Source organism: Agathobaculum massiliense (genome assembly GCF_900291975.1).
Lineage (GTDB): Bacteria > Bacillota > Clostridia > Oscillospirales > Butyricicoccaceae > Agathobaculum > Agathobaculum ammoniilyticum.
In genome coordinates this window covers 1810684-1830861 of the sequence record NZ_OMPN01000001.1, presented here as the reverse complement: position 1 = coordinate 1830861, position 20178 = coordinate 1810684, and the positions used below count along the sequence as shown (strand labels likewise).

The 20178-nt window shown below is 61.8% G+C and carries 16 protein-coding genes and 1 riboswitch; of the genes, 11 read left to right on the top strand and 5 right to left on the bottom strand.

Annotated features, from left to right (window positions below; genetic code table 11):
• Positions 1-72 precede the first annotated feature (72 nt).
• A complete protein-coding gene (locus DBQ51_RS09305; protein WP_107631375.1) occupies positions 73-2817 on the bottom strand; it encodes an S-layer homology domain-containing protein in 2745 nt (914 codons plus the stop codon).
• Between the two features lie 289 nt (positions 2818-3106).
• Here DBQ51_RS09305 and DBQ51_RS09300 point away from each other — a divergent pair, with 289 nt between their 5' ends.
• Both DBQ51_RS09300 and DBQ51_RS09295 read left to right on the top strand, forming a co-directional pair.
• On the top strand, positions 3107-4405 hold the full coding sequence (locus DBQ51_RS09300; protein ID WP_107631374.1) for a hypothetical protein: 1299 nt from the start codon (positions 3107-3109) through the stop codon (positions 4403-4405).
• A 98-nt stretch (positions 4406-4503) separates the two neighbouring features.
• Positions 4504-5871: an esterase/lipase family protein gene (locus DBQ51_RS09295; RefSeq protein ID WP_107631373.1), complete on the top strand. Its 1368-nt coding sequence runs from the start codon at positions 4504-4506 to the stop codon at positions 5869-5871.
• A 44-nt stretch (positions 5872-5915) separates the two neighbouring features.
• Here the strand turns inward: DBQ51_RS09295 and brnQ are convergent, their stop codons facing one another.
• Positions 5916-7217: a branched-chain amino acid transport system II carrier protein gene (gene brnQ, locus DBQ51_RS09290; RefSeq protein ID WP_107631372.1), complete on the bottom strand. Its 1302-nt coding sequence runs from the start codon at positions 7215-7217 to the stop codon at positions 5916-5918.
• A gap of 139 nt (positions 7218-7356) precedes the next feature.
• Positions 7357-8724: an alanine/glycine:cation symporter family protein gene (locus DBQ51_RS09285; protein WP_107632163.1), complete on the bottom strand. Its 1368-nt coding sequence runs from the start codon at positions 8722-8724 to the stop codon at positions 7357-7359.
• A 129-nt stretch (positions 8725-8853) separates the two neighbouring features.
• Positions 8854-8958: riboswitch (glycine riboswitch) on the bottom strand.
• 364 nt (positions 8959-9322) lie between these two features.
• Between DBQ51_RS09285 and DBQ51_RS09280 the strand changes: the two genes are divergently transcribed.
• From DBQ51_RS09280 to DBQ51_RS09270, 3 genes are all read left to right on the top strand, one after another.
• Positions 9323-9682, top strand: a complete 360-nt coding sequence (locus tag DBQ51_RS09280; RefSeq protein ID WP_107631371.1) for a hypothetical protein — start codon at positions 9323-9325, stop codon at positions 9680-9682.
• 402 nt (positions 9683-10084) lie between these two features.
• Positions 10085-11836 carry an FtsW/RodA/SpoVE family cell cycle protein gene (locus DBQ51_RS09275; protein WP_107631370.1) on the top strand — a complete coding sequence of 584 codons (1752 nt, stop codon included), beginning with the start codon at positions 10085-10087 and terminating at the stop codon, positions 11834-11836.
• Positions 11837-13210: a penicillin-binding transpeptidase domain-containing protein gene (locus DBQ51_RS09270; RefSeq protein ID WP_054326550.1), complete on the top strand. Its 1374-nt coding sequence runs from the start codon at positions 11837-11839 to the stop codon at positions 13208-13210.
• A gap of 84 nt (positions 13211-13294) precedes the next feature.
• On the opposite strand, the gene DBQ51_RS09265 is transcribed toward DBQ51_RS09270, so the two are convergent.
• Positions 13295-13516 carry a hypothetical protein gene (locus DBQ51_RS09265; protein WP_054326551.1) on the bottom strand — a complete coding sequence of 74 codons (222 nt, stop codon included), beginning with the start codon at positions 13514-13516 and terminating at the stop codon, positions 13295-13297.
• 301 nt (positions 13517-13817) lie between these two features.
• On the opposite strand from DBQ51_RS09265, the gene DBQ51_RS09260 reads away from it, so the two are divergent.
• The gene (locus DBQ51_RS09260; protein ID WP_054326552.1) at positions 13818-14501 is read left to right on the top strand and encodes an N-acetylmannosamine-6-phosphate 2-epimerase; all 684 of its coding nucleotides are present in this window, start codon (positions 13818-13820) and stop codon (positions 14499-14501) included.
• A gap of 39 nt (positions 14502-14540) precedes the next feature.
• On the opposite strand, the gene DBQ51_RS09255 is transcribed toward DBQ51_RS09260, so the two are convergent.
• Positions 14541-15350, bottom strand: a complete 810-nt coding sequence (locus DBQ51_RS09255; RefSeq protein ID WP_054326553.1) for a MurR/RpiR family transcriptional regulator — start codon at positions 15348-15350, stop codon at positions 14541-14543.
• Between the two features lie 162 nt (positions 15351-15512).
• Between DBQ51_RS09255 and DBQ51_RS09250 the strand changes: the two genes are divergently transcribed.
• From DBQ51_RS09250 to DBQ51_RS09230, 5 genes are all read left to right on the top strand, one after another.
• Entirely contained in the window at positions 15513-16514 is a 1002-nt protein-coding gene (locus DBQ51_RS09250) for a Gfo/Idh/MocA family protein (protein WP_054326554.1), read from the top strand.
• A 74-nt stretch (positions 16515-16588) separates the two neighbouring features.
• On the top strand, positions 16589-17995 hold the full coding sequence (locus tag DBQ51_RS09245) for a PTS mannitol transporter subunit IICB (RefSeq protein ID WP_107631369.1): 1407 nt from the start codon (positions 16589-16591) through the stop codon (positions 17993-17995).
• Between the two features lie 75 nt (positions 17996-18070).
• The gene (locus tag DBQ51_RS09240; protein ID WP_107631368.1) at positions 18071-18718 is read left to right on the top strand and encodes an HAD family hydrolase; all 648 of its coding nucleotides are present in this window, start codon (positions 18071-18073) and stop codon (positions 18716-18718) included.
• A 14-nt stretch (positions 18719-18732) separates the two neighbouring features.
• Positions 18733-19170, top strand: coding sequence for a PTS sugar transporter subunit IIA (locus DBQ51_RS09235; protein ID WP_054326556.1), 438 nt, complete (start codon positions 18733-18735; stop codon positions 19168-19170).
• A 27-nt stretch (positions 19171-19197) separates the two neighbouring features.
• On the top strand, positions 19198-20079 hold the full coding sequence (locus DBQ51_RS09230; protein WP_107631367.1) for an ROK family protein: 882 nt from the start codon (positions 19198-19200) through the stop codon (positions 20077-20079).
• Positions 20080-20178 lie beyond the last annotated feature (99 nt).

Here is a 20178-nt window from a genome sequence, read left to right as displayed (position 1 = left end):
CCCGCAGGGAGAGGGCGGGCGCATGAAAAAAACAGGAAAGCGCCCGCAGGCGCTTTCCTGTTACCGGCGTCGTCAGAATATCGCGACCGTCGTGCCGACCGGAATATTGTTGTAAATCCACCAGATATCGCTCTTGTACATGCGCACGCACCCGTGCGAGATCGGATAGCCCGCGCTGTAATCATATTCGGTATCCGTTCCCGGATAGCACAGGCGCGAATGGAAGGCATAGCCCGTTCCCGGATAGAAGCCGACCACCGGCCGCACGGTATAGGTGCTGGTCGTCCAGCCTCCCGCGGACTTGTAGGAAACCGTGGTCAGGCCGGTCGGGGTCGGGGTGCTGGCCGCGCCCGTGCCGACCAGGAAAGATTTTATCAGCTTCCAGTTGCCCTTCGAGCCTTCAAACACGTTGACATGCTGGTAGGCGCGGTTGATCCAGAGCAGGTATTTGGTGCTGCTCGAATAGCCCTTCGCGTTGACCCAGACCTCTTTTTCATAGGTTTCATAGTCGTTATTGACCGCATAGGCCGTGGTGTAGTTGCCCCGATAGGTGGAGGACACCAGATTCAGCACGCGGTTAACGTCCCGCTGGTAATACCATTCGTCCGAGTAATTCTCGATCGGCACGGTCTTTTCCGCGTACAGTTCCTCGGTTTCGCCGGTGGAAGGGTTGTCGTAGGTCAGCCGGAAGCCAATCGTTACGCTGGTTTCCATATCCTTGGTAAAGGTGAAATAGGTTGTATGGCTGGAAGTCTTGTCCGCGGTCAGCGCGAACCGGCTGTTGCGGTACGCCTCCAGCGGCTGGCCGTTCTGATACCACTGGGCCGAGCAGAGCTTTTCCTCGCTCACGCCCGTGAAGCTGACCTTGGTCAGCAGCGAACCGCCCGCCTTGACCGAAGCCGGCACGTCCATTTCGATTGTGACCCCCGCCAGGCCCGTGTCGATGTTTTCGATCTTGGAGTCCGCGCTGAGCGAAACCTCGCAATCCACGGCGCGGATATCGACCGATTCCGCTTTTCCCTTTCCGTCTACCTTAGTGCCGACACCCGCAACAAGCAGCGTCTCCACCTTCTTATTCAGGGTCAGCGTGTTGCCCGCCGCGCCTGCGTTGACCGATACCGCGCGCACCGCGCCGTCCACCACGATGGTGTTGCCGCTGCCGGTGACGGTGAGCGTGTCCGCTTCCATGCCGGACAGGTCGATCGTGCGGTTCGAGGCGGTGATCTCGATGTTGGACGCCTCGCCCTGGCAGGCTACCGCGCCGCCAGTACCCGCGATTACCAGTGTATCCGCGTGCGAATCGTCCCGCAGCGTCACCTCGGCCGTACCCGCCGGATCGACGGCAAGGACGGACAGCGCGGTATCCTTTGAAGCGGTCAGCTTGACCGCCTCCGCGCCCTTGAGTACGACGCGGCCGTCCGCCGTCACGCCCGAGAGCGTCACTTCCTCTGTGCCGCAGGCAAACACACGGTCGCCCGCCGGCGCGGAGCCGGACAGCTCGACCGTGCTACCGGTCAGCAGCGCGCCGCCGGTCAGCGCGGACAGGTCCGCGTCCTCAGTCGGGAAGTAGGGGACGATGCGCAGCAGCATGGTCACGAACTGCGCGCGGGTCAGCGCGCCGGACGGCGCAAGCGTGGTTTCGGTGTCGCCGTTGACGACCCCCGCCGCGACCAGCGCTGCGGCCGCCTGCTTCTGCTCCGCGGTCATGGAGGCGGTATCCGTAAAGGCGTCCAGCACATCGGACGCGGCTTCCGCCCTGTCATAGGCAAACGCGCGGGCGAGCAGCACGAACGCCTCCGCGCGGGTCGCGGCAGCGTCGAAATTCCGGCTGTCGTCCGCGCCGATCAGCCCCAGATGGATCGCTTTTCCCAGATCGGCCGCATACCAGGCGTTCTGCGGCACGTTTTTCAGGCCCGCAGTAGCGTCCTGCACCGACGCGCCGAGCGTCCGGTTGAGGATGACGATGGCCTCCGAGCGCTTAACCGGATTGTCAGGCAGCATTTTCCCGTCCACGCCGTTGAGCAGCCCCAGCTCGACCGCGCGTTCCAGCTCTGCGGCCGCCCAGTGGCCCGCGATATCGGGGAAGGACGGCTCGGACGGCTCCTCCGGCACAGCGGGCTGGCTGGGTGCGTCCGTCAGCGTAAGCGCAACGGGTAGCTCGCCCGCCATGATGCGGGCGACGAGCAGCTTCGCCTCGTCCTCGGTAAAATCGCCGGTCAGCAGCAGGTCGCCGCCCTCCTGCTCCCCGGGCGCCGCCTGTGCGATGGTTGCGCCGTCAAGCACAGCGGACAGCGTGCTGCTGCCATCCTCTCGCGCATCCAATGCGGCCTGCGCTTCGGCATATGCCCGCCGTCCCTCATCCGTCAGCGTCAGCAATATGTATGCAGTCTGCGCCTCTTCCCCTTCGGCAGACGCGGACAGCCCCGCTTCGGCCGCGGATACGTCCGCGCCGGTCAGCCATGCTTTCCCGTCCGCGTCCGTGAAGGAAAGCCGGCCTTGCAGGGCAAGGAATTCCGCCACGCCTTCGTCGGGTGCGTCCACGGGCAGGGTCACGGTGACCGCCGCCCGATCGTCCGAGAACGACACCTCCGCCTGCGCCAGGTCGAGCTGTGCCAGCCGCCGCTCCAATACGGCGCGCACCCGCTCCATTGTCTCATCGTCCATCCGACTGTCGTCCGCGCCTTCGGGCAGCGCGACCGCATAGGTCAGCACGGCTGGTTGGGTCTCCTCCTCCGGCACCGGATCGGCGCCCGCGGCAAAGGCGGTCGTAAAAAGCAGGACCGCGGCCAACAGGCCGCTCAAAACACGTCTTTTCAAGGTAATGCTTCCCCCTGTATGAACCGTAATATCTTCATTTTACGGTTGACCGGCGGGCTTGTCAAGCGAAAGCGCGGTTTCAGTTTCGCTACAATGCGCATTTCCATATTTTCCCCTATGCCCCGCCCCGCTGGAGGCGGTATCCGCTGGAAAGGCTTCCGTTTTTCCCGGCCGCCCGCCGGAACCCAATCCCCCCGACCGTCCAACGCAGAGGGAGGTTTACAACCTTTTTCCCCCGTGCTATACTAAAGTGTATTGAATCGTATTGTTTCAGAGGAGGAACCCACCTATGCTTTGCAAGAACTGCGGCAAGGAGCTGCCCATCGCGGGCAAATTCTGTCCTTTCTGCGGCGCGCCCGTCGAGCAGGCCGGCGTGAACGACGAAACCGCCGTTTTCACCACCCTGCCGGAGGAGCTGAACGGCCCGATCGACACCTCGGCCTTTGACGCCGCCATGCGCGACGCGCACCCCTCGGCCGGCGGCGCGGCGTCTTCCGACCCGCTCGGCGCGACCGACCCGCGCGCCCCCGCGCCCGACGAGCTGCCGCCCATCGACATGCCGCCCGTCCGCCGCGCGGCGGGTACGCCGGACGACCCGCACACCACGCGCTTTGAGCGCCGCGATGAGCCGGACTACCGGCCCTACCGCAAGCCCAGCAAGGGCAAAAAGGGCGCGGTGATCGCCCTGGTCGTCATCCTGGTGCTCGCCCTGATCGGGGGCGGCGTCTGGTTTTTCCTGTCCCGCCAGCCGGACGAAAACCTTACTCTGGCGGAAAAGTATATGAACCGCGGCGATTTCGACCAAGCGCTCGAATACTACCTCGCCGCGCAGGCCGAGGCCAAGGACCCATCCGCGCTGGACGCGACCATCCAGCTTCTGCGCGATTATCAAGACGCACAGGATTACATGGACAACGGCCAGTACACGGAAGCGGTCGCCGCGCTCAAGCAGCTGCAGAACCGCGTCACCGATCCGGATTCCACGCTGTACGCCGCGATCGAGGAAATGATCCAGAAGGCGCAGACCGCGCAGGCTGACAATCAGTTCGCCGCGGATATCCAGGAAGCGCAGAGCTACCTGAGCGATCAGAAATATGACGCAGCCGCGGGCAAGCTGGATTCGCTCGCCGCGGACGACACCCTGACCGACGACCAGAAAAAGCAGGTCGAAGACCTGCAAAAGCAGCTGACCGAGGCGCAGGAGGCCGCCCAGCGCCAGGAGGAGACCCAGCAGAAGCAGGAACAGCAGAAGCAGATGTTCAGCAACCGCATCGACGAGCAGGAGGCAAACGACCAGAAGATCTCTGCTGCCGCGACGCCGGAGGAGGAGCTGGAGCTGACCTCCACCTCGTTCGAGGCTTGGGACACCCTGCTCAGCGAGATGTACGACTATCTGGCGACCGTCCTCAACGCGGACCAGTACGCCTCCGAGGAAGCCAGCTATAAGACCTGGGTGGAGGAGCGCGACAAGGGCGCAGAAAACGCCGCCGCCCAGAGCGAGGACGAGACTGCGGGCCAGCTCGCCGCGGCCAGCTTCAAGCAGAGCTATACCAAGGCGCGCTGCTACAAGCTGCTCGACCTGATGTAAGCGGAAGCACCCGCCGCCGGGTGGCCATTTACGGCCTCCCGGCTTTTTTTCTGCAGCATTTTATGGTATACTGGCCTGGCAAGGGGGAAAGATGATCGATGGAGTACTGCAAACGCTTTCTGCGGGTGCTGCTGGTGTTCGTGCTGGCAAACCTAGCGCTGCTGGAAACGCTGGCGCCACCGCCCGACTGGCTGACGCTGCCGCTGCTGTTCGGCCTGCTGGCGTACTATCTTTGGTTCCATATCCGTCCGCGGCGCGCCAAGGGGGCGACGCACCGCCTGCGCGCGCTGCTCGGCGGCTACGAGCTGCTGTTTGTGGCATTTTTTGTGATCCTGGCGGAAATGGCGTTTTACCCGCTTCTTCTGGCGACGGGCGCGCTGCACCGCGCGGTCCCGGCGCTGGGCGCCGCGCCGGACTGGGTATTCCTCGCCGCGAACCTGCTGCTTTTCGTGCCGCTGGTGGGCGCGCTGCTCGTCAACGGCTTTTTCCGCGTGCTGCTCACCTCCAAGCACTTGCGCGTGGTCTGGCGGGTGCTGCTCCTGCTGTGCTGGTGGGTGCCGCTTTTCAATCTGTACCTGTTCTACCGCGTGCTCAAAGCCGTGCGGCATGAGTATTATTTCGAGCTTTCCCGCCTGGAAAACGAGGCCGTCCACGCGGAAAACCGCGACTGTGAAACGCGCTACCCGATCGTGCTGGTTCACGGCATCTTTTTCCGCGACTGGCAGCTGGTCAACTACTGGGGCCGCATCCCGCGGGCACTGACCCGCTGCGGCGCGACCGTTTTTTACGGCGGGCAGCAGTCCGCCCTGCCGGTGGCGCAGAGCGCCGCCGAGCTGGCGGAACGCCTGCGGGCCGTTCTGCGGGAAACCGGCGCGGAAAAGGTCAACCTGATCGCCCACTCCAAGGGCGGACTGGACAGCCGCTACGCGATCACCCGTCTGGGGCTTGCGCCGCACGTCGCGTCCCTGACCACGGTCAACACCCCGCACCGCGGCTGCATCTTCGCGGAGGAGCTGCTACGCACCCTGCCGAAAGGCGTGATCGCCTGGATGGAGCGCCGGTACAACGGCCTGTTCCGCACGCTCGGCGACGCCTCGCCGGATTTCCTCGGCGGCGTGCGCGATCTCACGCGGGAGAACTGCCTGTGCTTTAACCGCGAAACGCCCGACCAGGAGGGCGTGTTTTACCAGAGCGTGATGAGCACGATGCAAAAGCCGTCGAGCGCGGGCTTCCCCCTCAACCTGACCTGGCATCTGGTGCGCAAATACGACCGCGAGGCAAACGACGGGCTGGTTGCCCGCTCCTCCGCAGAATGGGGGCATTTCCTCGGCAATCTTTCCGCGTCCGGCCGGCGCGGCGTGTCGCATGGCGATGTGGTGGATCTGATGCGCGAGGACATCCCCGGCTTTGATGTGCGCGAATTTTACATCGGGCTGGTTAAAGGGCTAAAGGAAAAAGGGTTCTGAATAAAGAGGAGGAGGGGCGTTCCACCCCTCCTCCTCTTTATTTTTTACGCCTCCTCCGGCCGGCCGGACAGCAGAAGCCCAAGCAGAAGCCCCGCCAAGCCCGGCAGCACCCAGCCGAAGCCGAGCGGCGCGAGCGGTATCTTGTCCAGCAGCGCTGTGACGCACGGGATGGACACGCCCGCCTGCGCGAGCGCCGCGGCCACGCTCTGCACGCTCACAAAGCCGATGGTGAGCGGATAGACCAGCCGCCGCCGGTGCAGGCCGGGTGCGAACGACAGCAGGATCAGCGCGAGCGCCGCGGGATAGATCGCGTTTAGGACCGGCGTGGACAGCTTAAGGATGCCCGCCAGCCCGATATTGGAAATGGCCATGCTGACCGCCGCGAAAAAGACGACCCACATCCGGTAAGAGACGCGCGGCATCAGTCCGTGGAAATACTCGCTGCAGCAGGACAGCAGGCCGATACAGGTGTTCAGGCACGCGATCACAAAGATCGCCGCCAGCAGCACGCTGCCCGGCGCGCCGAATAGCGCGGAAACCATGCGCGTCAGCGTGTCCGCGCCGGTTTCGCCGCCGGGGAACGCCGCTCCAGATAGCGCACCTACATGCGCGAGCATGGAATAAATCGCCAGCAGCAGCGCGCCCGCGACCCAGCCCGCGCGGATCGTTCCGCGCACGACCTGCTTCTCCTCCTCAATGCCCTTGGCGCGGATGTTGAGCGCAATCACCGCGCCGAAATTGAGTGCCGCGATCGTGTCCATGGTCTGATACCCGCCGAGGAAGCCCTCGACCGCTGGCAGGGAGGCATACGCCGCCCCGGGCGTGCCGTAGTGCGCGGCGACCGGCCTGGCCACACAGCCCAGGAACAGCGCCACGATCAGCACGATCAGCGTCGGGCAGAGCAGCTTGCCCAGGCGGTCGGTCAGCTTTTCCGGCCGCAGCGCGACCAGCAGCGCCACGGCGAAAAACACGGCCGAGTAGCCTGCCTGCAACGCGCTTCCTCCGCCGCCGGCCAGCGGCGCGACCATCTCGAACGAGGTGCTCGCCGTGCGCGGTATGGCAAGCCCCGGCCCGATCGACAGGTACACCAGCAGCGTGAACACCGCCGCAAAGCCCGGATGCCCCCGCCCCGCCAAGCGGCGCAGGCCGTCCGCCTTCGCCACCGCGATCACGCCCAGCACCGGAAAGCCGATCGCGCTGAGGATAAAGCCCGCCATGGCCGGCCAGGTGTTCGTACCCGCCTGCGCGCCGAGGAAGGGCGGGAAGATCAGGTTGCCCGCCCCAAAGAACATGGAAAACAATGTGAACCCGACCAGCAGCAGGTTCTTCCCGCGCAGCCGCTGCATAAGCCTCCCCCTTTTCCTTCTTTTCATAAGCTTTATTATACTATGTTTCCCATTTCCGCGCAAATACGCACACTAACACGGCAAAGCGGTAAAATAAAAGGAGGCGCGCTGGCAAGCGCGCCTCCGGAAAACCGCGGGTTTATTTTTTTGTGATATCCTCGCCGTGCGCCGCCCGGGCGACAATGCCGGACAGGAACAGCAGCGCGATCAGGTTGGGGAACACCATCAGGGCGTTGAACAGGTCGGACAGGTTCCACACCAGATCGACCTTGAGCGCCGAGCCGATCACGATGCACACCACGACGATCGCCGCGTAGACCTTGGTGGCCTTCTGGCCGAACAACGCCTTGACGTTGGTCTCGCCGAAGAAGTACCAACCGATGAGGGTTGAGAACGCGAAGAACAGCATGCACACCGCCACAAACGCGTTGCCGACCGAGCCGAGCGTGACATTGAACGCCGCCTGCGCCAGCTCAGTACCCTGCAGGCCGTCCGGCACGCCGGACTGAAGCTGGCCCGAGGTCAAAATAACCATAGCGGTGAGCGTGAGTACAATAAAGGTGTCGATGAACACCGAGACAATCGCGATCTCGCCCTGGTCCTGCGGCTTTTCGACCTTGGCCAGCGCATGCGCGTGCGGGGTGGAGCCCATACCGGCCTCGTTGGAGAACAGGCCGCGTGCCACGCCGTAGCGCATCGCCTCGCGCACGGTGATGCCGACCGCGCCGCCCAGGATCGCCTGTGGGTCGAACGCCGCCACGAAAATGGACTTGAGCGCGGGGAGGATCGCCGCGTGGTTGACGCACAGGATGCCGATGCAGCCGATCATGTAAAAGATCGCCATGACGGGTACGACCTTTTCGGTGAACGCCGCGATACGGCCCACGCCGCCCAGGAAGATGAAGCCCGCGATCACCGCGCAGATCACGCCGATGACGACCTGGGGCGTGCCGAACGCAGTCTTAAACGCCACGCTGATCGAGTTGGCCTGCACCATGTTGCCGGTGAAGCCCAGCGCAAAGATGATCGCCAGCGAGAAGAAGCCGGCCAGGAACTTGCCGAACCTGCCGGTGAAGCGCGCCCTGATGTAATAGATCGGGCCGCCGGTCACATGGCCGTTTTTGTCCACGGTTTTATACTTCTGCGCAAGCACGGCCTCGCCGTAGATGGTGGACATGCCGAAGAACGCGGAAAGCCACATCCAGAAGATCGCGCCCGGGCCGCCCGAGTACAGCGCGGTGGCCGCGCCCGCGATGTTGCCCGTGCCGACCTGCGCCGCAATCGCGGTGGTGAGCGCCTGGAACGGGCTCATGCCGTCCTTGCCCGCCTTTTCGCCCTTGAGCGAGAAGCTGCCGAACAGCCGCTTCCAGCCCGCGCCGAACTTGCGCACCTGCACAAAGCGCGTGCGGATGGTGAAAATGACACCCGTGCCGACCAGCAGATACAGCAGCACGCTGTTCCACACGATGTCGCTGACCTTGCTTACCAGATCAGCCAGTTGATCCATTGACATTGTCTTACAATCCCCTTTTTCTTTCCGCGGCAAACAAAAAAGCCAGAACCACCAAGGGTTCCGGCTCACAGAAAACGAACGGACGCCGCGCCGCGCGCAAAGCGCCGGCCCGTGCCCGATTAGTCCCCAAACTCTGTCCTTTTGCCTGAGAGATTGGCGCGCGGCCCCCAGCCGCACGCGTTGCACCTTCGGCAGCCCCCCTGCGGGGCGTTCTCCAGAGCCGCATCCGTTTACAGTCCTCATCCGGAAAACCGGACACCTGAGAGTTTTGCTCCTTCGGCAAGCCGCGCGGCTTTTTCCTGCAAACTTCGTTTGTCGCGATATAATCTTAGAATATTAGTGTACCATTTCGCGGTGCATCTGTCAAGCGCGGTCCCCTGCGCTCCCTTTTTACATTTGGACTGATGGGCTTCAACTCCATCATTTTCACTAAATTCACTGCTCGACCAATACAAGGCTCGAAAAGAACCAAAGGCAACTTCGGCATCTTTTCATACGTTGAAAGAAACACTAAAGTATTGTAAAATAAATAGAAAATTTAATAAAATGATACAAAAGATACAGAACGACAGTTCAAGTTAAGGAGGTCTATATGAAGAAGATTATTTATTATCTAATAGCATCGGTTTTCCTCATGTTTATTTTACCGTGGCTTGCTGTTACATTAGTACCAAATGACGCTGGAATGATTACCACTGTTTTTTTGCTTTTTACTGTTAATCCTATTTATTCTATAATCGTTGGCGTATTTGCAGGCAAGAATGTTAAAACTTTATGGTGGCTGCCAATTGTTACAATTATCATTTTCTTAGCAGGTACATGGACATTCTTTGAAATGGGTGAGCCGGCGTTTTTATTGTATGGCGGATGTTATCTCTTAATTAGCATTATTGCAATGTTGGTTAGTGCATTTGCGAATAAAGAAAAAGTTAAGTCCCGACCTGTTAAATAAAACATAATTATATCATAAAAGCTCCGCCTATTCAAAGGGTGGAGCTTTTTCTGTGCATTTCGACGAAGAAATTATTCGGTAAGCCTAGATCAGTCCAAAGGGTAAAAGGGAGCCTCTGCCCTCCGTTCTTTCATTTAGCTTTATGAATTTCAGCTCCATCCATTTAACGAGTGCATTATCAGGTAAGCTGGAATCCGTCCAATTGGGAAAAAAACAGTCGAAAGGAAAAATATTCAGCAGCCTCCGAAACGAAGCCCGCGGCCGCACGGCATTTTTCCGGCGGGAAGGAGCGGAAAACGGCTGAAAGCCCCGTTTTTTACCGTCCGTTCACGCTTCGCTTGACAAGCCGTGCTATAATATATAGGTTATCAACCCAAGTTCCCTGAAGGGAGGAAACCAAACATGACCGACGCTTTACAGCGCCTTCTGGATACGCTGACCGTCTTTCTGGCGGAAAACCCGCTCGTCGGCGCGTGGTACACAACGGTCGTCCGTTTTGTGTTCCCGCTGCTGGCGCTGATGATCCTGGTCGGCGCGATCCGCTCGCTGTGGAAAGTCAAGCATCCGGACGAGGTCTGGGGCTATCTCGGCATGGCCAACGGCGTGCGCCTGCCCATCACCCACTGGGAAAACATCATCGGCCGCGCGCCCGCGTGCGACGTGCAGCTCGAATACCCCTCGGTGTCCCGCCAGCACGCCGCGCTCATCCGCGAGGACGACGGCTCGTGGACGGTATACGACCTCGGCTCCAAGGGCGGCGTCAAGGTAAACGACCTGCCGGTGGACGAATACGCGGTCGTCGAGGATGGGGACACGCTCTCGTTCGGCGGCATCCCGACCATGCTGGTGCCGATCTCGGCCGAGGAAAAGCGCGAGCAAATGGCCGAGCGCCGCGTGGAGGGCCGGCCGGCCGGCATGTGGGGCTCGCTTGTGCTGCTGACGCTGTTCCAGGTGCTGACCGCGCTGCAGCTCATCGTTGCCGCGGGCGAGAACGCCTCCGTTACCGTCCCGCTCACGTTCCTCACATTCACGGCCGTGTGCTGGGGCTATTTTATCGTGCTGCGCTCGTTCCGACGCATCGGCTTTGAGATGGAAACCATCGCCTTTTTCCTGTGCACGCTGTCGCTGGCCGTGACCGGCTCGACCGTGCCGGACGAATGCCCCAAGCAGCTCGTCGCCATCCTGATGGGGCTGGCGATCTTCCTGGTCCTCGGCTTTTTCCTGCGCGACCTGACCCGTGCGCAGAGGGTGCGCTGGATCATGGGCGCGGCGGCGGTCGGCATGCTGGTGATCACGCTGCTGATCGGGTCAAGCGAGGGCGGCGCCAAGGCATGGATCCGGCTGGGCGGCCTGTCGCTCCAGCCCTCCGAGCTGGCCAAAATCTGCTATATCTTCGCGGGCGCGGCCACACTCGACCGCCTGTTCAACAAGCGCAACCTGTGGCTGTTCATCGGCCTGACCGGCATCTGCGGCGCGTGTCTGGCGCTGCAGAACGACTTCGGCACCGCGCTGGTGTTTTTCGTCACCTTCCTGGTCATCGCCTACCTGCGCTCGGGCGACTTCGCGACGCTCGGCCTGATCTGCGCGGGCTGCTTCGCCGGCGGCATGGTGCTGCTGACCGTCAAGGGGCATGTTGCGGCGCGCTTTGCCTCTTGGGGCCATATCTGGGAGGATGTGTACGGCGCGGGCTTCCAGCAGACCCACACGCTGACCGCCGCTGCTTCGGGCGGCATGATCGGCGTGGGCGCGGGCAAGGGCTGGCTCTCCGGTCTGGCCGCGGCGGACACGGATATCGTGTTCGGCATGCTGTGCGAGGAGTGGGGGCTGGTAATCGCTGTGCTGACCGTGCTGTGCATCATCACGCTGGCTGTGTTTGCGGTGCGTGCCTGCCGCGCGGGACGGTCGAGCTTTTACACAATCGCGGCCTGCGCCGCGACCAGCCTGCTCGTGTTCCAGACCTGCCTGAACGTATTCGGCGCGGTGGATATCCTGCCGTTCACGGGCGTGACCCTGCCGTTTGTCTCGAACGGCGGCTCGTCCATGCTGTCCGCGTGGGGCATGCTCGCCTTTTTGAAGGCCACGGACACGCGCCAAAACGCTTCGTTCGCGGTTCGGCTGCCCAGCCGGCGCGAGCTGCGCGGGGAGGTGGATTGAGTGCGGAAAATCGAAAAACGCGGCGTGTTCTGCCTGATCCTCGCGGCTCTGCTGGGCGTCGGGCTGCTGCTGTTCTGCTTCCGTTTCGTGGTGGATGGCGGCGACTGGGCCTCCTATCCCTATAACCGCCACCTGTACAGCAATTCCGGCCAGCTCAAGGGCGGCACCATCCTCGATCGGGACGGCGACGTGCTTTCCTCGCTGGATGAAAACGGAAACCGCACCTATTATCCGGACAGCGCCGTGCGCCGCGCCACCCTGCACGCGGTCGGTGATCCGGCCGGCAACATCGGCGCGGGTGCGCTGACCGCGTTCGCGGACAAGCTTTCCGGCTATAACCTGCTGACCGGCGTGTATTCTCCGCTCGGCACGGGCAACAACCTGTACCTGACGATCGACGCCTATCTTAACAATATCGCTTATCAGGCGCTCGGCGGCATGAACGGCACGGTGGGCGTGTACAACTATAAGACGGGCGAGATCCTGTGCATGGTATCCACGCCGTCGTTCGACCCCGCCGACCCGCCGGCCATCGATCCGGACGACCCCTCGTGGGAGGGTGTGTACGTCAACCGCCTGCTGTCCGCGAACTCCATCCCCGGCTCGATCTTCAAGGTGGTCACACTCAACGCGGCGGTCGAGAACCTGCCCGACCTGTTTTCCCGCACTTGGAACTGCACCGGTTCGGTCGAAATCGGGGGCGATACGGTCACCTGCCCGTATGCGCATGGGCAGATGGACATTGAGGATGCGCTGGCGAACTCCTGCAACGGCGTGTTCGGCCAGCTCGCGGTCGAACTGGGTGGGAATACCATGCAGAAATATACGGACGCGGCCGGCCTGACCACCGCCATACGGGTGGACGGCATCCGCACCTCGGAGGGCCGCTTCAACTTTGACGGAAACGACAACCAGCTCGCCTGGGCGGGTGTCGGCCAGGGCGAGGATACCATGTGTCCGATCAATATGATGCTGTATATGGGCGCAATCGCCAACGGCGGCAAGGCCGCCCTGCCGCGCCTGATCGAAAAAACCACCACGGACTACGGTTTGCCGACCGGTCTTTACTTCGCCCATAAGTCGGATAAGCTGATCGACGCGGACACTGCGGATACCATCGCGGATATGATGCACAACAACGTGATCGAAACCTATGGACAGGACCGCTTCCCGGGCATGGACATCTGCGCCAAGTCCGGCACGGCCGAGGTCGGCGGGGGCAAGACCCCAAACGCCTGGTTCACCGGCTTCCTGCGCGACGAGGCGACCCCTTACGCGTTCATCGTGCTGGTGGAAAACGGCGGCGGCGGCTCGTCGGTCGCGGGTACAGTGGCCTCCAGAGTGTTGACCGCAGCGGTCGAAAAGGGCTATTAACTCTCCGCAGCGGACGGACATACGGATAGGAAAAAACACAGGGGCGCCGAAAGCACATGCTTTCGGCGCCCCTTGCCGTCCCCCTTACCGTCCCGCGGCGGCAGGCAGCGCCCGCCCCATGCGGCGGCAGGATGCAGGCTTTTTCCGGCGGCGCAGCGCGCGGCCTGTGAAAAACAGAAGCGCGGCGCATAAGATAGAAAAGGCCAGCCCGCCGGCCGAAACCGCGCCCGTGTCCGACGCCCCCGCCGCCAGAAATAAGATCGCGCCCCCCGCTGCCTGCAGGGCACTGCCCAGTCTTTTTTTCATCCGGTATTCCTCCGCTTCCTTTTGATGGCTTCAGTATAGCGGATTGCTTGTCCGTTAAAACGGACTTTCCTATAGAGACGGTAATTTTGCGGCAGGCGCGGCCGGAATACGCCTTTTTGTCACGCTTTTTCCATATATGTCAATTTAACTATTGCTTTCCTATTCAAACAGACGAACATATGGTCAAACTGCTCAAAAATCCCTTTGAAATTTGTCCATCCAAATTGTTCCATCGTCTTGACGAAAATATTTTCACTTTGTATAATAAAAATGAAAACAATACCGATAGGAGGATGACAGTATGCTCGATCAGGTCAAAGGCGGGTTGATCGTATCCTGTCAGGCGCTGGAAAACGAACCCCTGCACTCCTCGTTCATCATGGGGCGCATGGCACGCGCAGCGGCCGAGGGCGGCGCCGTAGGCATCCGCGCCAACACCGCGGCTGATATCAACGAAATCGCCCAAAACACCGACCTGCCGATCATCGGCATCGTCAAGCGGGACTACGAGGGTTCCCCCATCTATATCACCCCCACGCTCCGCGAAATAGAAGAGCTGGCCGGAACGGGCTGCGCCATGATCGCGTTTGACGCAACCGACCGCCCCCGCTATCAAGGCGAGACGCTCGGGGACTTTTTCCAAAAGGCCCGCGCCGCCGCGCCCGGCAAGCTGCTGATGGCGGATATCGCCACGCTGGAGGAGGCGGTCCGCGCGGAGCGGCTCGGCTTTGACTGCGTTTCCACCACGCTCATGGGCTATACCGCCCAGTCCGCGGGACACAATATCGCGGACGACGATTTCTCCCGCCTCAAGGCCATTCTCGCCGCGGTACATATTCCGGTCATCGCGGAGGGCCACGTCGATACCCCGGCCAAGGCGCGCCGCTGCATCGAACTGGGCGCGCACGCGGTTGTCACCGGCGGCGCGATCACCCGTCCCCAGCTGATCACCAAAGCCTTTACCGACGCGATTTACGCAACGTAAAGCGGGCGCAAAAAAAGAGCGCCGGAGCGCTCTTCCGATTCAAAAATTCCGGTGGAACAGGGTATACAGCGCGCGGTCGCGGTTTTCCCTGCATTTCGGGTCCTCCAACAGCCGGTAGGTAATCGCATCGATCAGGAACACCAGGGGCATCTGGGAATTGATGAACTTCTCGTCCCCCACCTGCCCGATGTCCCCGGCCAGCAGGATGGCATCCGCCATCTTCGCCAGCTCGGTGCGGCTACTCTGCGTAAGCAGGCATATCTGCACGCCCGCCGATTTCGCGATCCGGCACGCGCTGACCACCTCGGGCGTTTCGCCGGAGTTGGACACCGCGATAATCAGGTCCTTCGGCGAGAACAGGCTGGACTGCACGCGCATCAGGAACGTATCGGTCATCACGCTTGAGGTAAAGCCCATCTGCACCAGCCGCATGTTGAACTCGCTCGCGGTCAGGCCCGAGCTGCCCAGGCCGAAGATCAGGATTTTGTCCGCCTGGTGAATTCGGTCGACAAACGCGTCCAAGTCCTCGGGCTGCACCAGCTCGCAGGCCGCGTCCAGCGTGCGCTCGTAATAATGGTCGATGCGGCGAATGGTCTGGTCGGGCGTCTGGCCCGGCGTCCCCTCGGCTGCCAGCAGGGTCTGGAATTCGATATAATTCCGGTAATCCAGCTTTTTGCAGAAGCGGGTCAGCGTGGAGTTGGACGTGCCGATGGCCTGCGCAAGCTCCTGGCTGGCGATCGACGCTGCCTGCTCCGGATGGGCGACGATATAAGCGGCGATCTTCTGTTCACTTTTGCTGAGCCGGAAGCCGAAAAACTGCAGCCGGTTTTGAAAACTCAGATCAGCCATGGTTTCCTCCTGAAGATAGTTTATTCTTTAACAATCATAGTATAACCGTCGCGATTTTGCAACAGGCAAACGCAAAAACGCCGAAAAAAACGCGGCGCCGTCCCCCCAACCCGTGGGCAAACCTTCCACAAAAAGGTCCAACATAGAAAAGGAGAATGCATCATGAACAAGAACCTCAAAGTAGGCGTCATTGGCTTCGGCCAGATGGGCCAGATCCATGCAGGCATTTATAACAAGCTGCCCGGCGTAGACCTCGTCGCGGTATGCGAATTTAACGACGAGCGCCGCGCGGAGGCGGAAAAGGAGTACGGCTGTCAGACTTATAAGAACTATAAGGACCTGCTCGAAAATCCGGAGATCGACGCGGTTTCGATCGTCCTGCCCGACAACATGCACCGCGAGGCGGTCGAGATCGCGGTCGCCAACAAAAAGCACATCCTGCTCGAAAAGCCGCTCGCCAAGGAGCTGGCCGACGGGGAGGCAATGTACGAGATCCTCAAGGATTACGACAAGGTGTTCTCGCTGGGCTTCCTGCTCCGCTTTGACCCGCGCTTCAACATGATCAAGCAGCGCCTGGACGCCGGCGAGCTGGGCGACATCATCCATATGTACTGCCGCCGCAACAGCCCGATCGTCGGCCCCCGCCGCTACATCGGCGCGTCCGACCTGTCCATGCACGTCATGATCCACGACATCGACTATGTCAACTGGTTCATGGGCTGCAAGCCGGTCAAGGTGTTCGCCAAGGCCCGCAGCGTGCTGCTCAAGGAATACGGCATGGACGATGTGATTTACGCGCTCGTCACCTATGAAAACGGCGCGGTCGCGTGCCTTGAGGCATGCTGGGTGCTGCCGGAGAATTCGCCCACGATCATCGACGACAAGGTCGAGCTGGTCGGCACCAAGGGCGTGGCCTATGTCGATGCGTGCGACAACGGCGTACGCTTCGTGACCGGCAGCGGCGTCCTGTATCCGGATTCGCGCCACTGGTACAACTGCAACGGCGCGCCGTCCGGCGACCTGTCCGAGGAGATCATGGCCTTTATCGGCAACATCCTGAGCGGCACCAAGTCCATCATCACGCCGGAGGACGCCCTCAACACGCTCCGCGTGGTCGACGCGATCGAGCGCTCGATCGCGGAGGGCAAGGAGGTTTCCCTGTAAGCATTCCCCCGCGCTTTTCCACATAAAGAGAAACGGTAGAGACTCATTTCACGGATTTTAAGGAGGGCAAAAGAATGTCAGTACGAGTAAAGGTGCAGAAATTTGGTAGCAAGCTCAGCAGCATGGTCATCCCGAATCTGGGCGCGTTCATTGCCTGGGGCCTGCTGACCGCAGTCGGCATCGCCATCGACAACGACATGCTCCGCAGCTTCATCACCCCGATGCTCAACTACCTGCTCCCGCTCCTGATCGCATTTGCGGGCGGCAAGATGGTCTATGACTACCGCGGCGGCGTGATCGGCACGGTCGCCACCATCGGCGTCATCATCGGCTCCAGCGTGACCATGTTCATCGGCGCAATGATCCTCGGCCCGCTTTCCGCCTGGATCCTCAAGCAGTTTGACAAGCTGATCGACGGCAAGATCCCGATGGGCTTCGAGCTGATCGTCAACAACTATTCGGTCGGCATCATCGGCGCGATCATCGCCGTGATCGGATGCGTATGGCTTGGGCCGGCGATCGCCTCCCTGACCGGCGTGTTCGCCGCTGGCGTGGATTTCCTGGTGCAGAACAATCTGCTGCCGCTGACCGCAATCCTGATCGAGCCGGCCAAGCCGCTCTTCCTCAACAACGCCATCGGCCAGGGCATCCTGACCCCGATGGGTACGCTGCAGCTGGAAAGCCTGGGCAAATCCGTCCTGTTCCTGCTCGAATCCAACCCCGGCCCCGGCTTGGGCGTGCTGCTCGCTTACATGTTCTTCGGCAAGGGCTCTTCCAAGTCCTCCGCGTGGGGCGCTTCCATCATCCACCTGTTCGGCGGCATCCATGAGATATACTTCCCGTTCGTGCTGATGAACCCGATCCTCATCCTCCCGCTGATCGTCGGCGGCGCGTGCGGCACCCTGATGTTCACCATATTGAACGTCGGCCTGGTCGGCGTTGCCTCCCCCGGCAGCATCATCTCCATCATGCTGATGTCCTCGCCCGGCGACCAGCTCAAGATCTGCCTGGGCATCCTGGTGGCGTGCGCAATTACGTTCGTGCTGTCCATCCCGCTGATTAAGCGCGCGGGCGGCGGCGACGACGCTTCGCTCAAGGAAGCGGCGCAGACCATGAACGAGCTGAAGGGCAAGAAGAGCCGCATTTCCTCCGTATTCGAGAGCATCGAAGACTTTGACTTCTCCAAGGTTACCCGCATCGCCTACGCCTGCGACGCCGGCATCGGTTCCTCCGCCATGGGCGCGACCGTGCTGCAGAAAAAGTGCAAGGCCGCCGGCCTGGACGACGTTACGGTATTCCATATCGCAATCGAAAACCTGCCGACCGAATGTCAGGTAGTCGTCACTCAGGAGCTGCTGCTCGACCGTGTCAAGGACGTGCAGAAGGACGCCTACTGCATCGCAGTGACCGACTTCATCAACGCGCCCCAGTATGACGAGCTGATCGAAAAGATCAAGCAGGCCCGAGAAAACAAGCAGTAACAGCCTGTAAGGGCGGCGCCGCCGCTGGTCCAGCGGCGGCGCTTCCTTTACCCGTTTATTGAAAAGAGAGTCAGTATGCTGAAAACGATTATCATGGATTTTGACGGCCTGATCGTCGATACCGAGGTCGTATGGTACCGGATCTATGTCGAATGGTTCCGTGTACACAAGCAGTACGACCTGTCCGTGCAGGAATTCCTGGCCTGTGTCGGCTCCAATGCGGAGGACCTGTTCCGCAAGCTGGACGCCAAGGGCATCCACGTGGACCGCGACGAGTTCGCGCAGGACACGCTGGCGTGCTTCATCGAGGAAAGCGGCCGCCTGCCGGCAAAGCCCGGCGTGGAGGACTTCCTGAAAAGCGCCAGGGAAAACGGCCTGTCGGTCGCGCTGGCGACCTCCTCCGGCCGCAAAAAGCCGACCGTACACCTCGAACGCCTGCACCTAATGCAGTATTTCGACCTGCTGGTCACGGCTGAAGACGTCGAACGCATCAAGCCCAACCCCGACCTGTTCCTCAAGGCGGCCGAAAAGCTCGGCTGCACGCCGGCCGAGTGCCTGGTGGTTGAGGATTCGCTCAACGGTCTGCTGGCCGGCCGCAACGCGGATATGCGCGTGCTGGTCGTACCCAACGACGTGACCAAGTATTGTACCTTTGAGGGTCAGTACCGCCTGTGCGATTCGCTCGCGGACGTGGACGTACCCTCGCTGATCGCAGAGTTTTAGGAGGAATCATTACCATGCTGTTAGAAAAGATCACGGCAAAGGATGTGCAGATCGGCCTTGCGGCCGCGGACTGGGAGGATGCGATCCGCCAGGCGGCGGCCCCCCTGCGGGACGCGGGAGATATCGAGCAAAGCTATATCGAGGGCATGATCGAATCCGTACACAAGAACGGCCCGTATTTCGTGCTGGCAAAGGGCCTGGCGCTGGCGCATGCGCGGCCGGAATGCGGCGCCAACCGTCTGGCGCTCGCTTTTTCCACGCTCAATCCGCCGGTATCGTTCGGCGCGGGCGACAACGATCCGGTCCGCCTGATTATCACCCTGGCCGCGACCGACCCTGACAGCCACATCGACCTGCTCGGCGAGCTGGCCGAGGTCCTGATGGACGACGGCCGCATGGAGCAGCTTTTCTCGGCCAAAACGCCGGAGGAGTTCTGCGCTCTGCTCGCCTGAACCGGCCGCCGGAAGGATGGATACGCAATGGTTCTATGCTTTGATATTGGCGGCACCTCGATCAAATACGGCGCCGCGCACGATCCCGGCGGGGAAATCGTTTTCTCCTCGCGCTGGGAAACGCCGACCGACGCCAAAACGCTCGGCGGCGCGGGCGTGGAGCGCAAGCTGCTCGACCTGATCGGCGGGCTGGTCGGCAAGTACAACCCGTCTGGCATCGCGGTCTCGACCGCCGGCATGGTGGACCACCGGACGGGCGCGATCCTGTACGCCAATGAAAATATCCCCGGTTATACGGGGCGCAACCTCAAAACCGCGGTCGAGCAGGCGTTCCGCCTGCCCTGCGCGGTCGAAAACGACGTCAACTGCGCCGCGCTTGGCGAGGCCGCCTACGGCGCGGGGCGGGGCGCGGACAGCGTGCTCTGCCTGACCGTCGGCACGGGCATCGGCGGCGCGGTCGTGCTGGACGGAAAGGTCTGGCACGGGCATGCGGGCAGCGCGGGCGAGATCGGCTACATGCCGGTAAACGGCCGTGCGTTCGAGCAGCAGGCCTCGACCACCGCGCTCATCCGACGCGTTGCAGAGCAGACCGGCGAAACGCTGGACGGGCGGCAGATCTTCGCCCGCGCGCAGGCGGGCGACACGGTCTGCGCGCAGGCGATCGACGCGCTGTGCGGGACGCTCGCGCAGGGCGTCGCCGCGTGCATGTGCGTGATGGACCCCGCGGCGGTCGTGCTCGGCGGCGGCATCATGGGGCAGAGTGCCTATCTGCGCCCTCTGCTCGAGAGCCATTTGCAGCGCTTCGCCAACCCGTTCATGCTGGCACACACCCGTCTCGCCTTTGCCGAACTGGGCAACAGCGCGGGCATGGCGGGCGCGTACCGCTGGCTGCAGCAGCAAGCCCTGTAACACAATCCGCCGTCCCCCAAGGGGACGGCGATCCCCCCCCTTACTACCCCGTACTGCGGGGCGGCAAAAAAGGCTCCTATCCTTTCGGGATAGGAGCCT

What these genes read in the sequence shown, in the direction of transcription:
- DBQ51_RS09300 (WP_107631374.1), top strand. Translation starts at nt 3,107, where the DNA reads ATGCTTTGCAAGAACTGCGGCAAGGAGCTGCCCATCGCGGGCAAATTC.
- DBQ51_RS09295 (WP_107631373.1), top strand. Translation starts at nt 4,504, where the DNA reads ATGGAGTACTGCAAACGCTTTCTGCGGGTGCTGCTGGTGTTCGTGCTG.
- brnQ (WP_107631372.1), bottom strand. Translation starts at nt 7,217, where the DNA reads ATGCAGCGGCTGCGCGGGAAGAACCTGCTGCTGGTCGGGTTCACATTG.
- DBQ51_RS09285 (WP_107632163.1), bottom strand. Translation starts at nt 8,724, where the DNA reads ATGGATCAACTGGCTGATCTGGTAAGCAAGGTCAGCGACATCGTGTGG.
- DBQ51_RS09280 (WP_107631371.1), top strand. Translation starts at nt 9,323, where the DNA reads ATGAAGAAGATTATTTATTATCTAATAGCATCGGTTTTCCTCATGTTT.
- DBQ51_RS09275 (WP_107631370.1), top strand. Translation starts at nt 10,085, where the DNA reads ATGACCGACGCTTTACAGCGCCTTCTGGATACGCTGACCGTCTTTCTG.
- DBQ51_RS09265 (WP_054326551.1), bottom strand. Translation starts at nt 13,516, where the DNA reads ATGAAAAAAAGACTGGGCAGTGCCCTGCAGGCAGCGGGGGGCGCGATC.
- DBQ51_RS09260 (WP_054326552.1), top strand. Translation starts at nt 13,818, where the DNA reads ATGCTCGATCAGGTCAAAGGCGGGTTGATCGTATCCTGTCAGGCGCTG.
- DBQ51_RS09255 (WP_054326553.1), bottom strand. Translation starts at nt 15,350, where the DNA reads ATGGCTGATCTGAGTTTTCAAAACCGGCTGCAGTTTTTCGGCTTCCGG.
- DBQ51_RS09250 (WP_054326554.1), top strand. Translation starts at nt 15,513, where the DNA reads ATGAACAAGAACCTCAAAGTAGGCGTCATTGGCTTCGGCCAGATGGGC.
- DBQ51_RS09245 (WP_107631369.1), top strand. Translation starts at nt 16,589, where the DNA reads ATGTCAGTACGAGTAAAGGTGCAGAAATTTGGTAGCAAGCTCAGCAGC.
- DBQ51_RS09240 (WP_107631368.1), top strand. Translation starts at nt 18,071, where the DNA reads ATGCTGAAAACGATTATCATGGATTTTGACGGCCTGATCGTCGATACC.
- DBQ51_RS09235 (WP_054326556.1), top strand. Translation starts at nt 18,733, where the DNA reads ATGCTGTTAGAAAAGATCACGGCAAAGGATGTGCAGATCGGCCTTGCG.
- DBQ51_RS09230 (WP_107631367.1), top strand. Translation starts at nt 19,198, where the DNA reads ATGGTTCTATGCTTTGATATTGGCGGCACCTCGATCAAATACGGCGCC.